The 18,173-nt window shown below is 57.7% G+C and carries 18 protein-coding genes; 10 read left to right on the top strand and 8 right to left on the bottom strand.

Annotated features, from left to right (window positions below; all coding sequences use genetic code 11):
* The first annotated feature begins 340 nt into the window (after positions 1-340).
* The 8 genes from CJ255_RS16860 (at position 341) to era (ending at position 8,781) form a co-directional block, all read left to right on the top strand.
* Positions 341-1,501: a TAXI family TRAP transporter solute-binding subunit gene (locus CJ255_RS16860; RefSeq protein ID WP_245863515.1), complete on the top strand. Its 1,161-nt coding sequence runs from the start codon at positions 341-343 to the stop codon at positions 1,499-1,501.
* A gap of 254 nt (positions 1,502-1,755) precedes the next feature.
* Positions 1,756-3,999, top strand: coding sequence for a TRAP transporter permease (locus tag CJ255_RS16855; RefSeq protein ID WP_097645265.1), 2,244 nt, complete (start codon positions 1,756-1,758; stop codon positions 3,997-3,999).
* Between the two features lie 117 nt (positions 4,000-4,116).
* Positions 4,117-4,371, top strand: coding sequence for a hypothetical protein (locus tag CJ255_RS16850; protein WP_097645264.1), 255 nt, complete (start codon positions 4,117-4,119; stop codon positions 4,369-4,371).
* A 376-nt stretch (positions 4,372-4,747) separates the two neighbouring features.
* Entirely contained in the window at positions 4,748-5,362 is a 615-nt protein-coding gene (locus CJ255_RS16845) for a Uma2 family endonuclease (RefSeq protein ID WP_320410737.1), read from the top strand.
* A 206-nt stretch (positions 5,363-5,568) separates the two neighbouring features.
* Positions 5,569-6,237, top strand: a complete 669-nt coding sequence (gene minC, locus CJ255_RS16840) for a septum site-determining protein MinC (RefSeq protein WP_097645263.1) — start codon at positions 5,569-5,571, stop codon at positions 6,235-6,237.
* 36 nt (positions 6,238-6,273) lie between these two features.
* Positions 6,274-7,074, top strand: a complete 801-nt coding sequence (gene minD / locus CJ255_RS16835) for a septum site-determining protein MinD (protein WP_097645262.1) — start codon at positions 6,274-6,276, stop codon at positions 7,072-7,074.
* Between the two features lie 15 nt (positions 7,075-7,089).
* Positions 7,090-7,359, top strand: coding sequence for a cell division topological specificity factor MinE (gene minE, locus CJ255_RS16830; RefSeq protein WP_097645261.1), 270 nt, complete (start codon positions 7,090-7,092; stop codon positions 7,357-7,359).
* Between the two features lie 12 nt (positions 7,360-7,371).
* A complete protein-coding gene (era, locus tag CJ255_RS16825) occupies positions 7,372-8,781 on the top strand; it encodes a GTPase Era (protein ID WP_097645260.1) in 1,410 nt (469 codons plus the stop codon).
* A 102-nt stretch (positions 8,782-8,883) separates the two neighbouring features.
* Here the strand turns inward: era and CJ255_RS16820 are convergent, their stop codons facing one another.
* The 8 genes from CJ255_RS16820 to CJ255_RS23690 all read right to left on the bottom strand — a co-directional run bounded on the left by CJ255_RS16820 (position 8,884) and on the right by CJ255_RS23690 (position 15,900).
* Positions 8,884-9,915, bottom strand: coding sequence for a ketopantoate reductase family protein (locus CJ255_RS16820; RefSeq protein ID WP_097645259.1), 1,032 nt, complete (start codon positions 9,913-9,915; stop codon positions 8,884-8,886).
* 262 nt (positions 9,916-10,177) lie between these two features.
* Positions 10,178-11,221: a glycosyltransferase family 4 protein gene (locus CJ255_RS16815; protein ID WP_097645258.1), complete on the bottom strand. Its 1,044-nt coding sequence runs from the start codon at positions 11,219-11,221 to the stop codon at positions 10,178-10,180.
* Between the two features lie 230 nt (positions 11,222-11,451).
* Positions 11,452-12,684 carry a glycosyltransferase family 4 protein gene (locus tag CJ255_RS16810; protein ID WP_097645257.1) on the bottom strand — a complete coding sequence of 411 codons (1,233 nt, stop codon included), beginning with the start codon at positions 12,682-12,684 and terminating at the stop codon, positions 11,452-11,454.
* Entirely contained in the window at positions 12,681-13,445 is a 765-nt protein-coding gene (locus tag CJ255_RS16805) for a hypothetical protein (protein ID WP_097645256.1), read from the bottom strand. The genes CJ255_RS16810 and CJ255_RS16805 overlap by 4 nt, the downstream gene beginning before the upstream one ends.
* 123 nt (positions 13,446-13,568) lie before the next feature.
* On the bottom strand, positions 13,569-14,240 hold the full coding sequence (locus CJ255_RS16800; RefSeq protein WP_245863512.1) for an NUDIX hydrolase: 672 nt from the start codon (positions 14,238-14,240) through the stop codon (positions 13,569-13,571).
* Positions 14,237-14,800, bottom strand: coding sequence for a hypothetical protein (locus tag CJ255_RS16795; protein WP_097645255.1), 564 nt, complete (start codon positions 14,798-14,800; stop codon positions 14,237-14,239). Before CJ255_RS16795 ends, CJ255_RS16800 begins: the two co-directional genes overlap by 4 nt.
* 98 nt (positions 14,801-14,898) lie before the next feature.
* The gene (locus CJ255_RS16790) at positions 14,899-15,759 is read right to left on the bottom strand and encodes a metallophosphoesterase family protein (protein WP_097645254.1); all 861 of its coding nucleotides are present in this window, start codon (positions 15,757-15,759) and stop codon (positions 14,899-14,901) included.
* Between the two features lie 3 nt (positions 15,760-15,762).
* Complete coding sequence (locus CJ255_RS23690; protein WP_165774772.1) at positions 15,763-15,900, bottom strand: hypothetical protein; 138 nt, start codon at positions 15,898-15,900, stop codon at positions 15,763-15,765.
* A gap of 218 nt (positions 15,901-16,118) precedes the next feature.
* Between CJ255_RS23690 and CJ255_RS16785 the strand changes: the two genes are divergently transcribed.
* Together CJ255_RS16785 and CJ255_RS16780 are read left to right on the top strand one after the other, a co-directional pair.
* Positions 16,119-17,003 carry a LysR family transcriptional regulator gene (locus tag CJ255_RS16785; RefSeq protein ID WP_097645253.1) on the top strand — a complete coding sequence of 295 codons (885 nt, stop codon included), beginning with the start codon at positions 16,119-16,121 and terminating at the stop codon, positions 17,001-17,003.
* Positions 16,993-18,018, top strand: coding sequence for a TIGR03617 family F420-dependent LLM class oxidoreductase (locus CJ255_RS16780; RefSeq protein WP_097645252.1), 1,026 nt, complete (start codon positions 16,993-16,995; stop codon positions 18,016-18,018). Before CJ255_RS16785 ends, CJ255_RS16780 begins: the two co-directional genes overlap by 11 nt.
* Positions 18,019-18,173: the final 155 nt, after the last annotated feature.

Genomic DNA, 18,173 nt, shown 5'->3' with positions numbered 1-18,173 from the left:
GGAGTGCCGACTTATGGTGTTCCAGAAATTAATCCGGTGTCGCGGCACGGGCTAGACCTGATAGATATGCCAGATTTGCGAGGTCTGGTTAGCGGATTATTTACTGGAAGACCATTAGTCGGAATCCAGAGGTTGTCGGCGACCTCAGCCGACTAAAGTCGGCACTCCGTCGGAGGCCAAACTGTAAAGTCGCCACGCCCCCCCCCTTATGTCCTATGTAACTTGACACCCACGGAGTGGATACGTATACTCCCTATTCGGCGATCCGGTGCAATGAATTGCGCCTTTTCGTACCAGTCGTGCGTTGTTGCACGGCCTTGTTAGCACAAGGAGGTTAGGAATGAGACACAGGTTCCCCCGTTCGCATTGGTTCACGCTACTGATCGTCCTGTTGGTGACCGCCATGCTGGCGGCGTGTGGTGGTGGCACCCAGCCCGCCGCTGCGCCCCCCGCCCCCCCCGCTGAGGCCGAGGACGTGACTGAACCAGACGCCACTGATGACGCTGAAGCCACTGATGACGCTGAAGCCACTGATGACGCTGATGTTACCGATGACGCTGAAGAGCCCGCAGCCCCGGCGGATCCCGCTGATGGTCCGATGCTCTACTATGCCTTCGGTGGCGGCCCGGTCGGCGGTGTCTTCCAGGTCTATGCCGAGGCGCTTTCGCTGATCATCAACGCGGCTGTGCCCAATGTGGACCTAACTGCTGAGGGTACGGGTGGTTCGGCTGAGAATCTGCGCAGCGTCAACTCGGGCGACCGCCAGTTTGGTATCGTCTATGCGGGCGATGTCTCGCTCGGTGCCGAGGGTTTGCTGCCTGAGGATGCCAACCAGTACACCAACGTGATGCCGGTTGCACCGCTCTATGGTGGTGTGATCCACTTGGTGGTGAGCCGGGCGAGTGGGATCGAGACGGTGGCCGATCTGCCGGGTAAGCGCATTGCTTTGGGCAACGCCGGTTCGGGTGCGGCCCTCTCGGCTGAGCGCTACTTCAACCACATGGGCCTAATGGATCAGGTCAATGTGGAGTACCTGGGCTACTCGCAGGCCGCAGCGGCCATGGGCGATGGTCAGCTTGATGGCTTCTGGATTCTGGCTGGCTTCCCCAATGCGTCGGTGACTGAGGCTTCGACCTACACCGACATTCGTCTGATTGATGTCTACAACCCTGGGGTTGAGGGCGGCTTCTTCGAGGCGTATCCCTTCTACTCCTTCCGCGCCCTCGACGGCGGTGCCTACCCCGGCAACCCCGAGGATGTGCCGAGCTTCCAGGACACCGCCCTCTGGGTTGCCCACACCGACGTGCCCGAGGATGTTGTCTACAATGCGCTGCGGGCCGTCTTCCTCGATGGCGGCTTGGATCGCATGGTCGCCACCCACGCCTCGGCTCAGGAGATGGGCCTTGAAGTGGGCATCACTGGGATCGCCAATCAGCTCCACCCCGGCGCGGTGCGCTTCTGGGAAGAGCAGGGTGTGACGATTCCGGATGAGTTGCGGTAGGTGTTGCCCCTGCGGGGGTTGGGGGAGGCTGCGCCTCTCCCAAAGAATCTTGTTGTTAGGGATGGTTTCAAAAAGGCGCTTGTAGCTTTACCGTCGTAGTGCCGACTTTAGTCGGCATCCAGAGGTTGTCGGCGACCTCAGCCGACTAAAGTCGGCACTACCTATGGCGCAAACGGTAAAGTGGAATGAAACCATCCCTAACAACTCTTTTTGTTCAGAATTCACAAACACTCAATGGTGAGAAGGAGTAGCGCATGGCCAGCCAACCGCACCCCCTTGGCGCTGAGCCCACTGATGAGAAGACGAAGGCCCGCCTCAAAGAACTGATCGAACAAGAAGAGGGCTCTACGCGCACGCTTAACCGCTTCTGGGCTTTTATTGTTGGGTTGTTGTCGGTTGGTATGGCGCTTTTTTATATTTATACCGCCATTACTCTGCCGGCCCAAGTCCAGTATCAGCGTGGTGTCTATGTGATGATCACCTTCTTGCTGATTCTGATCCTCTATCCGGCGCGGCTGCAACTTGATCCTATTAGCCGTTTAGTTGGCCGTCTTGTTCGCTATGTCGCCCGCTATTTACCTGCACCATTAAGAAGGCCAGTTGATCTCTTTTTTGAGTTTCTTCCCAAGCTTTCGATTTATCATTTAATTACATACCTACCCAAACCAGTACGCAACATTCTTGCCCCCAAGAATGCTCCAAGTTTGTTTGATTTTGTCTTGATGGGGGCGACCATCTATGTGGTCAATTACTATATTCAAAACTTTCGGGCGCTCCAGTTTCGCGCTGGCAACTACAACGAAACCGACTTCTTGGTGGGTGTGATTGGCCTTGCGATCTCGATTGAGATTGCTCGCCGCGTTTTGGGCTGGTCAATGACCTTTGTCGGCCTCTTTTTTCTGCTCTACCTGCACTATGGCTACATGCTGCGCGGCACCTTCTTGGAGGCGTTCGCCCATCGTGGTCAGTCGTGGGAGCGGGTGGCTACGGTACTCTTTTTCGATCAAGAAGGGGTCTTTGGCATTATGGCCAATGTTTTGGTCAGCTATGTCATCCTCTTCATCTTTTTTGGGGCCTTCCTTAAGGCATCAGGCGCGAGTCGCTTCTTTATTGACCTGCCGCTGGCTATTGCGGGCCGTAGTACCGGCGGGCCAGCGAAGGTTTCGGTGATTTCGTCGTCGCTCTTTGGCTCTATTTCCGGTAGCGCCATTGCTAATACGGTCAGTACTGGCACCTTTACGATTCCGCTGATGAAGCGCTCCGGCTTTCGGCCCCATGTGGCCGGTGCGATTGAACCCTCCGCCTCGATTGGCGGTGCCTTTATGCCCCCCGTGATGGGCGCGGGGGCGTTTGTGATGGCGGAATTGACCGGGATTCCCTATGCGACGATTCTGATGGTCTCGATTGTGCCCGCAATCCTCTACTTTACCTCCGTCCTCACCATGGTACACTTTGAGGCCAAGAAGTATGGGCTGCGTGGGATTGAAGCGGGTCGCTCGGCCTTCGAGATTGTGCGCGATGAATGGTATCTCGCAACCCCACTGCTGATCATCATTGGCATGTTGATCATTGGCTACTCACCTGGCTTCGCGGCGGTCTGGGCCTTACTCTCGTGTATCCCGCTGATGTTTACGACCAAGGAGAATGCCGAAGACCTCCGCGAACCCCAGACGTTGGGCGGCAGTTTGATCAATGCTATTGGGCGCAGTGCTTGGCGTGTGAGCAAGACATGCATCGCGGCGTTGCAACAGGGTGTGCGCGATACCTTGGTGATTGGCGCAACCGTGGGGGTGATCGGGATTATTGTCGGCAGTATCTACGCCACGGGTGTGGGTGGACGCTTTGCGAACATTATCATTAGCCTGAGTGGTGGTAACCTCTTCATTGCGGTGATGCTGATCGGCTTCGCCTCGCTGCTGCTCGGCATGGGCGTGCCCGTTACCGCTGCCTATCTGATTGTTGCCGTCATTACCGTACCTGCACTCCAAGAACTGGGGGTCGCACTGATCGCCGCCCACATGATTGTCTACTGGTTCAGTCAAGACAGCAACATCACGCCGCCCGTCTGTGTGGCTGCCTATGCAGGTGCAGCCATCGCCGGGGCCGATCCATGGAAAACGGGCTGGACTGCGTTCAAATTTGCGAAACTGCTCTACATCATGCCACTCCTCTTCGCCTTCAGTCCGGCCATCCTGATGGTGGGTGAGACAGGTCGCCCCCTTGTTGATGTGGTTTGGGCCGAAGTGGCCGTGGCATGGTTCTCAGCAACCTTAGGTACCATCGCCTTCTCGGCGGTTTCGATGTTCTACCTCGTGCGCCAAACGACATGGCTTGAATGGATCATTGCGGCCTTTGGTACCTTCCTCTGCTTCTGGCCCAACCTGCTGACCGACCTTGTTGGCATTACTATCTTCAGCGCGGTCTGGATCTGGCAATACTACGATGTGAAGCGCCGTGGTACCGGCGGCAGTACCCCCAAGCCGAGTACGGTAACCTAATACCAAATCCGATAGCCGATAGCCGATAGCTGATAGCCGGACATGACATATCAATGCGCTTGAATGTCATTAGGCATGCGGCATGTTCAATGGTAATTGGTATACAAGGAGTTGCTCATGCAAGACCAGATGGCTGAACTGCTCTACGAAGGGGCACTGGCGCTGCAACAGGGCCAGACTGAACGGGCCCGCGAGTTGCTGCTGCGCCTCGTCGAAATGGACGAAAACAACGAAGATGCCTGGCTCTGGCTCAGTGGTGCAGTTGATGATGTCGAAGACCAACGCACCGCCTTAGAAAATGTGCTGGCCCTCAATCCGCAAAACCAGTACGCCCTCTACGGGCTTGACGTGCTGGAGGGGCGAGCGCAATAGCCCAAAAGATGCGTGTGAACACTAGGTTCCCGCGCATCCTCCGACCCTTGGGAGCGCGGGCGTCCCGCCCGCATGCGGGCCGGAGGCCCGCGCTCCCGGGCGGATGTCTTACCCCAACGCTGAACAGTTACCCGTGCGAGTTCATTTGACAATAGGGCTTTAGGATGCCCTAGATGGCCCTCACCCCCTACCCCTCTCCCACGTTGTGGGAGAGGGGCGAAGGCACCGCAGCTTTTGTGCGTGCCTTTGCGTTCTTTTGCGGCAATGAAACCGTTTTCTGTGTACCCATGAAGACCCACGTCCCAGCACCTTGATTCTGTTCTTTTGTTCTCTGTTCTCTTGTTCTTTATTCTGTTACACAATAAAGGAAAGCACCATGATGCGTACCCTTGTCTTGCCCACCGATGCGCCAACCGTCTTGGGGCCACCGCAAGGCCGTTGGACCTATGCGGATTGGGAGGGCTTGCCGGATAATGGGCAGATCTACGAAGTGATTCAAGGGGTACTCTACATGACCACCGCGCCGAGCAATTTTCATCAATGGATTATTCTTTCGCTTGTCCAGCACCTCGCGCTTCCAGCGAAGTTGCAGGGGCTTGGGTACGCCTTCACCGCCCCAATTGGCCTCCTGATTCCTGGTTGCGATCCCGTGCAACCCGATTTTGTCTTTGTGCGCCAGGCTAATGCGGGCATTATCCGTGATCGGCGTATTCGTGGGGTGCCCGACCTGATCATCGAGATTCTTTCGCCCAACAATGTCATCTACGATACCCAGGTGAAACTGAGGGCCTATGCCCACGCGGGTGTGCCTGAGTATGCAATTGTTGACCCGATGACCCGCTCGCTCGCCTACTACCGCCTTGAGAGCGTCGGGCGCTATGCTGGCGCAGAGACCTTCGATGAGCAGGCGCAACTCAGTTTTGCCTGTCTGCCAGAGCTCAATCTGGTGGTCGCGGATCTCTTTGCCGGTGCGCCAGATACGACGGTTTAGACGCAATACTTTGCAAATACGACGGGTTTCTTGACGCAAAGGCGCAAGGGCGCAAAGTTTTTTGCATATGAGCGCCAAACCTTTGCGGCTTTGCGGCTTTGCGCGAGCTTATTTGAAAGGTAGTGGGTTTAGGCCTACCCGCAAGCCCAAGCCATGGCTATGCTATAATTCAGTCATAAATCTCGTTCTAATTAGGCACATAGGTCATGAGCGACCTGATGAGTATCAAAGGTGGCCGTGATGGCCTGCGAATACGCTTCGACGATAGTGCTGAGTGGGGGCTGTTGCTTGAACAATTGGAACAGCAACTCAATCAGAACCAAGCCTTCTTCAATGGGGCGAGTCTTGCGTTGGATGTGGGCGAACGGACGCTGACGACCGAGCAGTTGACCCATCTTTTGAACCTGTTGCAACACCACGGTGTGGTGGCGGAAGCGTTGAGTGCTGGGGCCCGCGAAACCCGTAATGCTGCACGCACGGCTGGTGTAACTGCCCGCCCCTTGCCGCGCTACCCCGACTCAAGCCCCCAAGTTAGCCCCGACGCAGAAGCCCTACTGCTGATCCGTACCGTGCGCTCAGGCCAAGTCCTACGCCATAGTGGTCATATCACCCTGATTGGTGACGTTAACCCCGGCGGCGAGTTGATCGCTGGGGGTAGTGTTGTCGTCTGGGGGCGCTTGCGCGGCTTTGTCCACGCGGGGGCCTTGGGCAATGTTGACGCTATCGTTTGTGCAATGGAACTTCGCCCAACCCAAATCCGTATCGCCGAACAGTTCGCCACAACCCCGCAAGAGGCAGGTCCGCATCGCCCTGAAGTTGCCCGTATCGCGGGAGCCCAGATTGTTGTCGAGTCCTGGGAGGCATTCAAGAAGTAGCGGTGCGGTAGGCCCGTCCGCTAACAGGAGTCGAGAATGGCGCGCGCGATCACTATCACCTCTGGCAAAGGCGGCGTCGGTAAGACGACAACCACAGCAAATCTCGGTACTGCCTTGGCAATGCGCGGGGCCCGCGTGGCTGTGATTGATGCCGATATTGGCCTGCGTAACCTCGATGTCGTGATGGGCCTCGAGAATCGGATTGTCTACGATATTGTTGATGTGGTCGAAGGCCGCTGCCGCCTGCGTCAAGCCCTGATTAAAGATAAACGCCTACCGGAACTCTGTCTGCTGCCAGCCGCACAGACCCGCGATAAGGACGCTGTAAGCCCCGATCAGATGATCGATCTGCTGGCCCAATTGCGCTCCGATTTTGATTTTGTCTTGATTGATAGCCCCGCAGGTATCGAGGGCGGCTTCCGTAATGCCATTGCTGGTGCCGATGAGGTGGTCATTGTTACGACCCCCGAAGTCTCTGCTGTGCGTGATGCCGACCGTATCGTTGGCCTCGTTGAAGCCGCCGAAAAGGGCACCCCCCGCCTGATTGTGAACCGCATTAAGCCCCGCCTGGTTAGCCGCGGCGAGATGCTCTCCGTTGAAGATGTGCTTGAATTGCTGGCCATAGATCTGCTTGGGATTGTGCCTGATGATGAGACGATTGTCACCTCGACCAATCGTGGTGAAGCCGCTGTCTATGATCAGACCTCGTTGGCTGGGCGTGCATTCCTCAATATTGGCCGCCGCCTCAATGGCGAAACCGTGCCTTTCCTTGATCTCACCGACCAACCAGGGGTCTTGGATCGCTTCCTGGGGATGTTTGGCCGCCGTCGCTCGTAGCGAAAGGACCCTAGTATGAGCTTTTTCCGCGAATTCTTTGGGGGTCGCCGCGAGCGTAGTGCCGAGACCGCGAAGAAGCGCCTCATGATGGTACTCGTTGATGATCGCTATAAGCTTACCCCTGAACTCATTGAGCAGATGAAGGTCGAGTTGGCTGAGGTGCTCTCGCGCTACCTCCCCCACGTAGATGCCGACCAGATCGAAGTCTCGCTGCTCCATGAAGATGATAATGATCGCCTCCATGCCCAAATTCCGCTTAAGCGCGGTCAACAGGGAGATGTTTAGAAAGCTTTGCCTATGCTTACCTTTTCCCACGATCCCGAAGCGGGAACAATCTATGTCTATTTTACTGAGCTTGAGGCTGGCCAGGTTGAGGCCAGCCTTGAGTATCCTGCCCACCTGCTGCTCGATAGCCACGGGGCCATTGTGGGCTGCCAAGTGGCCCTCGATGATGAATTGACCCTTGCTAATCTTGAGTTGGCCCTCGCAGGTGACTACCAGCGCCTTGATATGGCTTCGGGGCAGTTGAGTATTATGCTCGACCATGAAGTGTATGTTCAGCGGGTGGCGCTGGAAGCGACCGCTATGCTCGACCTGGACGCCAATGATACCGTTTTGGGTCTTGAATTGGCCCTGCCCGCCGAGTTGCGTACCCCCGCACGCCTGGCCCGCCTACAGCCCCATATGGTTGCCCTGGACAGCACAGAGGCTGATCGCGGCGATGGCCCGGTGGTCTTTACCCAGCCTACAGAGCAGGAGGAAGATGAAGCGGAAGCGCCTGACGTTGCGGTTGAAGCGCCTAGTGTTCCTCCCCCTACGCTGCGCTCCGGCTTTGTAGCCCTCGTAGGCAAACCAAATGTGGGTAAGAGTACCTTGCTGAACGCCCTCTTAGGGCAAAAGGTGTCAATTGTCTCGCCACGGCCCCAGACAACCCGCGTGCCAACGCGGGGCATCCTGAGCCGCCCTGATGTCCAGATTGTCTTTGTGGATACGCCGGGAATCCATCAGCCGAGCCATGCCTTGGGGCGGCTCATGGTTGATCTGGCCGAATTGAGCCTGCCCAATGCCGATGTCATCGGCTTTATGGTTGATCTGAGCCAGCCGCCCAGCGAGTTGGATCGCCAGATTGCTCAACAGGTGCAACGGGCCCGTGGCCACCGGCTGCTCATCCTTAACAAAGTTGACATAAAGCCGAGAGGTGGCCATAACTACCTCGAAGCCTACCACGCCCTCGGGCCATGGGACGAAGAGTTGGCCATTTCGGCGCGCCGTCGTCTTGGCCTCACTGCGCTGCTCGATGCGATTGTTACCCGCCTGCCCATTGGCCCGGCCCTCTACCCCGATGAGCGCATCACCGACCAGAGTGAGCAGCAGATCGCTGCCGAATTTGTGCGCGAAAAGGTGCTCTTCCATACCCAACACGAAGTCCCCCATGCCGTTGCAGTCGGCGTAGACGAATGGGAAGAGCGCGAACCAGCCACCTTCATCCGTATGACCATCACCGTCGAGCGGGATGGGCAGAAAGCGATCATTATCGGGGCGCATGGCAGCATGCTCAAAAAGATCGGCTCCGCCGCACGCTTCGAGATTGAACGCATGCTAGGGCGCAAAATCTACCTAGAGCTCTGGGTCAAAGTCCGTCCCAATTGGCGCGACGACCCTGCCGCCTTGGGCTGGCTGGGCTACCAGGCGAAGCATTGGCGTTAGGAGGCGGTGGAAGGTCGCTTTACCATCTTGCGAGGATGCGTGAGGCGAAGCGGCGCGGGCTTCGCGTCCTCGCGTCTTCGCATCCTCGCAAGTTGTCTACTATCATTGCCCCCACACCTCAGCCAAGAGCCGCTCCGGTTGGCCGCGATAGTCGTCCCAGGCCAATTCGCCGCGTACAATCCCTCCAAGGATGCGCCAGAGCGCTGCGTTGACGGGGGTGATGATGCCGCGTGCTGCTGCGGTGGATGCAACCGCACCATAGAGGTGTTCGCCCTCCGAGGCGGGCATGGCAGCCCGCAGATCGCGCAGCAATGAGGGTTCTTTGCCACCCCGCCCCTGGCCCACCATGCGCCGGAGGATGGCCCGCAGCACCGCTTCAGGGGCAAAACGTTCAAGTGTCGCCAGAGTTGCCGCCGGGTAGGCATACAGATCGAGTGGTCGCACTCCCAGATCACGCATAACCCCCAGGGTCTCACGGGCAGCACGCAGATCCAGGTCAACCAAACGGGGATCGGCATAAATCTGGTGAACCGGCAGATCGAGAATCGCGGCCTGTGCATTGCCAAACATGTTGATCAGTGCCTTCGACCACTTGAGCGCCCGGTAGTCGGCATAGCAGCGCACCGGAAAGCCCGCTTCGCGCAAGGCCGCTACCCAAGGGTTCAGTGTGGTACTGTGTTCAAGAGGGGCCAAGGCGATGCCACCCGTTTTGGTGATGACGATCCATGTATCCGAGCGCATTTCAACCGAGGTGGTAATCACTCCGGCGAGAACCCGTTGCGCTCCAAATTCAGCCACCAACTGCTCTTCATTGCCGAGCCCGTTTTGCAAACTCAGGACATACTCCGGCTCAAGTGCCCGCAGTGTCGCTAGGGCGCCCCGCGTATCGTAGCTCTTCACGCAGAGGATGGCCAAGGCGGGACGCCGATAGCTCACTGGCAACTCCTCAAGTGACGCTGCCGCCCGCACATGGGCCGTATGTGGCCCATCGGACAACGTAAGCGTCAAGGGACTCGTCGCCAACGCCCGTGTCCCCGCCCCTCGTCCGAGCAGCATACACGGCACCCCGCCCAAGGTGAGCCGCCCTGCCATTTGCAGCCCAATGGCACCACCGCCGACAATGACAATTGACATGTGAGGTATCTTTCCTTTAGGGATGGTTTCAGGCTACTTTACAGTTTGGCCTCCGACGGAGTGCCGACTTTAGTCGGCTGAGGTCGTAGGTTGCCATTGGATGCCGACTAAAGTCGGCACTCCAACGGTAAAGCTGAAAGGCCGTTTCTGAAACCATCCTTCCCTTTGGGATGGTTTCAGGCTACTTTGCAGTTTGGCAGCATTCAGCCCATCCTGATGCCGCAAACCTATTTTCTATTTTCTCGTTTCTGTATCCTTCCCTCTACCCAACAAGCCCTTCTACAACCCGCTCCCAACTGATACTGGCAACCAAAGGCTGCCCGGCGCGTCCGAGCCGTTCGGCCAATCTAGCATCGCTGCACAGGCGATCAAGGGCTTGGGCTAGGGGGGCGGCTTCAGGCGGGCAAACGAAGCCATTGGTTGCATCAAGCACAAATTCTAAGACACCACCCGCATCATGGGTGGTTACCACAGGACGGGCGGCACCAAAGGCTTCTACGGTGGCAAAGCCGTAATCTTCGTCCACTGGCGCATAGTAGACCGCCCGCGCCCCGGCGTAGAGTTCCAAAAGCTCGCTGTCGCTCACAAAGCCCAAGAAGCGTACCCGTGTCGTGAGGCCCAATTCGCTTGCCAATAGCTCTAATCGTTCCCGTTCAGGGCCACTACCGGCCAAGAAGATCGGTACTGGGTGGTGCATGTGTGCAGCAGCATGGAGCAACAGATCGAGCCGTTTGGCCCGATCAAGGCGTGCGGAGGAGAAGACATATGGGCCATACGATCCCGCCCACAACTGATCTGCATAGCGACTCGGCGGGTAGAGGGGCGTACTCGTGAGGCCATTAAAGCGCCGCAGCCGCTCGCTGACATTGCGCGAAATCGTAAAGCGCGCCTGGCACTCCTCCAGACCGAGCCGATCCATGCGAAAGATGGCCTCGCGGATCTGACGATGCTCAGGGATATTCACAAAATCGCTCAGGGGAGTGCCATACCAATCGTAGGCTTGGCGATGCTGATGGACAAGCCAGACCACCTTGTTGGGGTGACGCACCAGATAGGAAGGAAACTTGGTGCTAATCACCAGATCAACCGGGACACCGTTGGCATGGGTAAGGTCAAGCAGCCGCCAACTCAAGGCGCTCTCGGCAATGCGTTCAAGTGGCTCCCACTGGAAGGGCAGGGCCACCACGTCAACCTGGTGTCCCGCTGCGCGCAGCGCATCGCGCAACCCCTCAACCAGGTATTCGGCCCCACCGCGCACAAAGGGCACTTGGGCGGTGCAGATTACTATGCGCTTTTGATTAATCATGTGATTATCTCAGAGGCTGTCTGAAAAGTTCATGAACTGGCGTTGGAGTGCCGGCTTCAGCCGGCTAAAGCCGGCACTCCAACGCGTGAACTGGCGTTGGAGTGTGCCGGCTAAAGCCGGCACTCCAACGCGTGAACTGGCGTTGGAGTGTGCCGGCTAAAGCCGGCACTCCAACGCGTGAACTGGCGTTGGAGTGTGCCGGCTTTAGCCGGCACTCCAACGTGTGCCCACTAGCTTTTCAAACAACTTCCCACAAACGCAGCCGTGCGACGGGCCACCGTAGCCCAATCGCAGGTTGCTAAGACATAGGCGCGCCCACGTTGGCCCAAGCTGTACCGCAGATCGGGGTGGGCTAGAAGGAGATCGAGGGCCGCCGCAAATTCACCAAAGCTACGCCAAGCCAGCCCCCCACCACTGCGTTGGGCGTGGTCGGCAGTGACAGCGCAATCAGCATGTACCAGCGCAGGAGTGCCTTGTAGCCACGCCTCCATCAAGACAATACTAAAGCTCTCGTGGAGCGAAGGCTGCACAAAGATATCGGCGGCGGCATAGGCATCCTGCTTGGTTTGGGCATCAAGGAAGCCCAAATCCAGCACCCACGGCTCAAGGGCGCTGGCATAGCCAGCAGCCTCCATGCTTAACGTTCCAGCACCCATGAGTGCGAGGCGGCAGGGGGCACCGCGGCGGGCTTGGTACTCGCGCAGATAGGCCAAGAGCAGCGGCAGATTCTTGCTCGCATCACGCCGCCCGGCAAAGAGCAGCAGAGGCTGATCGCCCAGGTGGTAACGCTGGCGAAAGCGGGCAGCATCACCACGGGCATGCAGATCAATGCCTTCCCCAGTGACAACTATGCGCTCGGCGGGCAGCCCATAGAGTTGTTGCGCCAGCGCGGCTTCGGGGTGGCTATTGGCCAGCATGCCACGGGCTTGGTGCAGCATAAAGCGATAGGTGCGATAGCGCGCATAGGGCTCATCGTGCAGACAGGCGAGTACATAGCTATGCGCTGGGGCCAGGAGGGTGCCCCAAAAGGTCGTAGGGAAGGGGTAGGGCAAAAAGATGAAGCGATTGTCTGGATCATGGCGGGCCGCCAAGATCGCCGCATAGAGCTGATCGCTACCCAAGAGCGAGCCGAGCAGCCGCAGTTCATGCAAGGCAAACTGGCTCAGGTCGGGGCAAAGCTGGGGGCGCAACGCAAAGAGGCGGGGCAAGCCCTGAGCATCAGCGCGGGTAGCATGAAAGCGCCAGACCGGCACCCCATCAACCAGACTATGGCCGGGTGGGTAGTAGGGGCGGGTGCCATAGGGCCAGCCCGCCACACCCGGCTGAAACGAATCTTGGCCCGTGCTGGCCCAAACCCGCACTGGAACGCCCAGCGCATGGAGGGATTGCGCCAACGCACGGGCTTGTGTTTCGGCCCCACCGGCACTCTCAGGGCCAAACCAGGGCAATACCAACGTGATCATCGGCGGCTACGCAGGGCTGCAAGGCGGGCACGCAGTTCACCATCGGCGGCCAGCAACGGGGGGAGAGCAGCATGGATGGCGGCATTGGCCCCGTTCTGCTGCTCCACAATCGGGTTGATCATCCAACGCAGATACTGGCGGAGGACTCGTTGGGCCAACGCCCGCGCTTTGGTCAAGGGTGTCGTGCCAACCAAAGGCCAATGGGCCGTCACTGTGGCCAATTCACGCAGGCGCAGTGGCCATGGGCGCAAGCCCAAATCGGGCAGCGCCGCACGCACCTCAGCGCGGCCCTGACGCTCAATCAAGGCTTGAAGCTGTTCAGTTGCCGTATCGTGGGGCCGGGCTTGGCCAGGGTCAGGCGGGGCATGGGGTGGGGGGGCCAGTTCACGGCGTTGCAGTTCGGCCAATTGATCGCGCAGATCAGCGTGGGCCTCAATCAGCAGATGGAGCGAACGGGCTGCAGCCGCATTAAAGGCATTCTGCTGCTCCACAATTGGGTTGATATACCAACGCAGCGCCCGCCGTACTACCTTGTTGATCAGCACCCAGCCACGTTGGTAGAGGGTACGCCCTTCGAGGGGCCAATGGGCACTCACCACGCGGGTAATTTCCAATTGTTCAGCACAATGCTGCAACTCACGCTCTATGGCCCCTAATGCGGTCGAGGCATCGGCCTCACCCTGGGCGGCCCGTTGGGCCCGCAATTCATGTCGGAGTTGTTCTAGGATAACGGCCACGTCGGGGGCTTCATTATGTTGCATACTAGAGTATTCCTAGGAATGGTTTCAGGCAACTTTACCGTCTTGATGCATCTAAGGCATTCTGAAGCCTCAGCCCTATTTCCTATTTCCTATTTCCTATTTCCTATTTCCTGTTTCCTTCCCCTACACACTCAAGCCTACCCGGCGCAGGCGTACCACCAGTTCACTCAACAACAGCGCAGTAGCGCCCCAGACCTTATGGCCCTCAAGCAGGAAGAACGGCACGCGCATCTGCTGGCCATGCAACTCCCAAACCTCTTCAGCAACCGTTTGGGGATCGAGCAACCTACGTAAAGGAACACTAAAAGCCGCCTCGACCTCATGCGGGTCGGGACGGATCGTTGGCTGACCCCGGTTGAGTCCAACAACCGGGGTCAGACAATTATTACTCGGAGCAATATAGAAACTGGTCAGGGTTCCCAGCACCTCAACACAATCGGGACTGATCGCAAGTTCTTCCCAAGCCTCACGCAGTGCCGTCGCTACCGGCCCATCATCGTGTTGGTCGCAGCCACCACCGGGCAGCGAAACCTCGCCACGGTGGGTCGTGAGACGTGCAGAGCGGAGGGTAAGCGGTATCCAGAGTTCATCGTCACGGGGATAAAAGAGGAGCAAAACCGCTGCTGTGCGCGGAGCGACACCCGGCGGGGGCTGCATGGGTCGCATCGGCTGGCCAGCGAGATTGCGGAAAATCAGCACCTCTTCGACCTTAAGCGGTGTCGGATGAGCCATTGCGGCCCGCAGGGCTGCAATCTGACGCACCAAAAGGGACGTATGGGCCAGCGTACTCATCATTCAACTGGACGGTTGCGCTCTTGGGCGACAATCTCTTCGATATGGCGCATATGCACGAGGTTTTGTTGCACGAGCAACGAGCCAAGTTGCACCGAATAGCCCTGCGAACGAAGCCAAGATTGGAGTTGGAGGACACCGGCGAGGTGACGCGGCTTGATCAAGCCACGCGAAACCAGATGCTCACCCAAACGTACCGGTTGGAAGGGAGTCGGATCAACCAAGCGATCCATAAGTTGCACCGCCAACATGGTTGCCAGCACACGAGGGCTAATCAACTCACGGGCAACCATAATGTCACCGAGCAGCATGCGTTGTTCACCGGGCGTGGCCTGCTGCTGAATACTCAGGGCTTGCACTAATTGATTGGGGCGGATATAGCCATGCCCGAGCAGATAGCTGCCAATTGGCATTTTAGCTCGTTCGGCGGGCATCGCCCATGCCCGGTAGGGGGGAGGCTCAACGCGCAGGGTTTCGGCAAGCATGTGCGCGACACTAGCAAAGACATCGGCGGTTGGACTAGCACTCACAATAGGAGGTACGTAAGCTAATGTTGTACTCATCTGGTTTATTCCCTGGTGGCATTGCTGACCACCCGTTGAGGTCTGATGGTTCATACGACTAGGGAGGATCAGACCCGGCCCAAACTCTCCCTCAAGCCTCATAATGGGGTCAACTTCGGTGTCACAGAAGCCGACAACGGCGACGGTGCAGCAACGCGACGTGGAAACACATGGGCGGATGTATGCTCAAAACGACCCACCAGTGGGTTGAAGAGCAATGGTTTGATAGTTACGGTCTGAACACCGATTTCAATGAGGTTACATGTATTCTTGCCACGCTCGCGACCATAGCCGCGTTGTGATGTCGTGGTGCCACTCTGGCAAATAATGGTTCCACGATCCAAACCACGCACTACATCAAGAGTCGTGCCAACACATGAGACGTGGTAGTGCCCACAGAGGAGCATATCAACGCCACAGGCATCCAACAAGCGAATGGCCTTCTTATTCCCGCGCATGATGCGATTCTTGCGCGTCCCTGTGGGGCTCATGACCGGATGGTGCCAAACGACCAGTTTATAGACTTCGGGGCCATAGCTGCTCAAGATGCGCTGCAACGTTGCTGCTTGACGACGCCCGAGCCAACCACTTTCGAAGCTCAGACCTTGTGCCGTGACGGCACCAACAACCACAAGGCCGGGCAACTCAAAGACGGGATTGAGCTCATTGCTAATATAGCGCCGATAGCGTCCCAACGGGTTGAAGAAGCGGAGCAGCAGGTTGTAGAGCGGAACGTCATGGTTGCCTGGTACAACCAACTGTGGCCCTGGCAGCGCTTCGCGCAATGCCTGAGCCGCACGCCACTGAGCCACAAAATCGGCCCGCTGGACAAAATCGCCCGAAATGACCACGAGATCAGCCTGGATTGCGGGTGCTTGACGCACCAAAACAGCGGCAACCGCCTGATCAAACGGCGGCCCGGCATGAAGGTCAGAGATATGCAGGATCCGATAGGCCACAAGCTACTCCTGGGAGGCAAGCACCTCGCTGAGACGTGCTTTTTCACGAGCTAAACGAACGAGGGCATAGCCAATCAAGCCCGCTTCCAGCGCTAGGGCGGCAACAAAGCCATAGCGTAGCAGCGTGGCGAGAACATCCATAAAGGTCTCCTTTTCCAATGCAAACAAGTGCCATGTGACACACAGCATACTCACCCTATGTGACGAGTGTGGTGTCCTCTATCGCTCCTATTGTAGCATGTTTCTGAAACCTTGAATAGGGGGATCTCAACCATTGTCTTTACGAAATATCCACATGTCGCCTACTTCTGTGGGTAGTAATCCGCTTCAGTCTATGGCATGCTATACTATGGGAAATTATGGAACTACGACATCTACGCTACTTTGAGGCGGTTGCCCGCCACTCCCATGTGACGCGGGCCGCTGCTGAATTACACATCGCCCAGCCTGCGCTCAGTAAGCAGATTAGCCAGCTTGAGCAGGAGTTGGGTCTGCCGCTTTTTGATCGCGTTGGGCGCAATGTGCGCTTAACAGAAGCGGGTGAGGCGCTGTTGCCCCATGCTCGTGCGGTGATGTCCCAAGTGGAAGCGGCCCGCGCCGAGATTGCCGAGCGGATTGGGTTGCGTAAAGGCCGTGTGAGCATTGGCGCACCGCCTACGGTGGGCAGCCAGCTCTTGCCCCGCTTGCTTGCCAAGTTTAACCAACACTACTCCGGGATCGAGTTGCGTCTGCACGAGGCTGGCGTTCAGACGCTGCTTGAGTTGCTTGAGACTGGGTTGACTGATGTTGCGGTGGTGACCCTGCCGGTGGAAGATAGCCACCTGACGGTTGCACCGCTCTTCAATGAAGAGATGATCGTTGTGGTCTGGTCGAGTCATCCCTTCGCCCAACAGGAGACGGTACGCTTCAGCGATCTTGCGGATCAGCCATGGGTGCTTTCGCCTAACAACTATGAACTGCGTGAGGCTACCTTGCATGCCTGTGAACAGGCTGGCTTTAAGCCACGGGTTGTGCTTGCTGGTGGTGAGACCGAAACCCTGCTGCGCTTTGTCGCAGCGGGCCTTGGGATTGCTCTCGTTCCGCGCCTTGCGGTGCAGGGGCAGCATGATCTCGTGCCCTTGCGCGTCGTTGATCAGAATCTGTGTCGCGCTTTGGGCTTGGTTTGGCGTGGTGACCGGGTCGCTTCGCCGGCGGCACGGGCACTCCGTGAATTTGTAGTACGTGAGTTCTGTCATGCTACTTGATGTCACTGTTCCGGTAGATGCGAACCCACTGCGTATGGTTGCTTCCTTGGCGCGTGGGGCAGAGGATCTGGGTTTTGCCGCGTTCTGGACGCCCGAGACGGGGCATAATGGCTTTCTCCCGTTGGTCTTGGCAGCCAAGCATACCCAGAAGATTACGCTTGGTACTGCGGTGGCGATTGCGTTCCCTCGTAGTCCGATGATTACCGCCCAGGTTGCGTGGGATCTGGCGTCCTTCTGCGAGGGGCGTTTTGTGCTTGGTTTGGGTACCCAAGTGCGGGCGCATATTGAACGCCGTTTTAGTGCTGATTTTGATCAGCCTGTGGCTCGTATGCGCGACTATATCGGTGCGCTGCGGGCGATTTGGACCTGTTGGCAGGGCAATGGGCAGCTTAACTACCGGGGGCCGTTTTATCAGCATACCCTCATGACCCCCTTCTTCAATCCGGGTCGGATTGACCACCCCAACATTCCCATCTATCTTGCTGGGGTCAATGCGGGGCTTGCCCAGCTTGCTGGTGAGGTCTGTAATGGTTTCCATGCCCATCCGCTGAATAGTGCGAAGTATCTACGCGAGGTGTTGCGGCCTCAGATTGCTGCTGGGGCGGCCCTGGCCGGACGTGATCCCGCTGCTTGTGTGGTTGCCGGTAGTACCTTTGTGATTACTGGGAGCGATGCGGCCAGCCGTGAAAAGCTTCGCGCTTTTGTACGTAATCAGATTGCTTTCTATGGCTCTACGCCCAGTTATCGCCCAGTGCTTGCCTGTCACGGCTGGGAGGCGGTAGGCGAGGAGCTCTCACAGTTGGCTAGTAAGCAGCAATGGGATGTCATGTCCAAGCTGATCAGCGACGAGATGCTGGCAACGTTTGCAGTTGAAGCTGAACCAGAGGCGTTGGGGGTCGCCTTGCGCGACCGCTTCGATGGGCTGCTCGACCGCGTTTCGCTCTACCTGCCCTTTGTGCCAGGCCAGATGGATAGCTTTTGGCGCAATCTGGTGCATGTGCTCCATGCGGAGTAGTTGGGGCTATGCTTCGCCGGAAGGCTTAGGGAAGCAGAAATTGTTACGTATCCCAGCAGCCTGTCATGCTGAATAGTTCATGGGCGGGCATCGTAGTGCCGACGTTAGTCGGCTGAGGTCTTTGGCAGCGATGGGAAGCCGACTAACGTCGGCAC

The organism is Candidatus Viridilinea mediisalina (genome assembly GCF_002532535.1).
Taxonomy (GTDB): Bacteria; Chloroflexota; Chloroflexia; order Chloroflexales; family Chloroflexaceae; genus Viridilinea; species Viridilinea mediisalina.
This window is presented reverse-complemented; position numbering and strand designations above follow the sequence as displayed.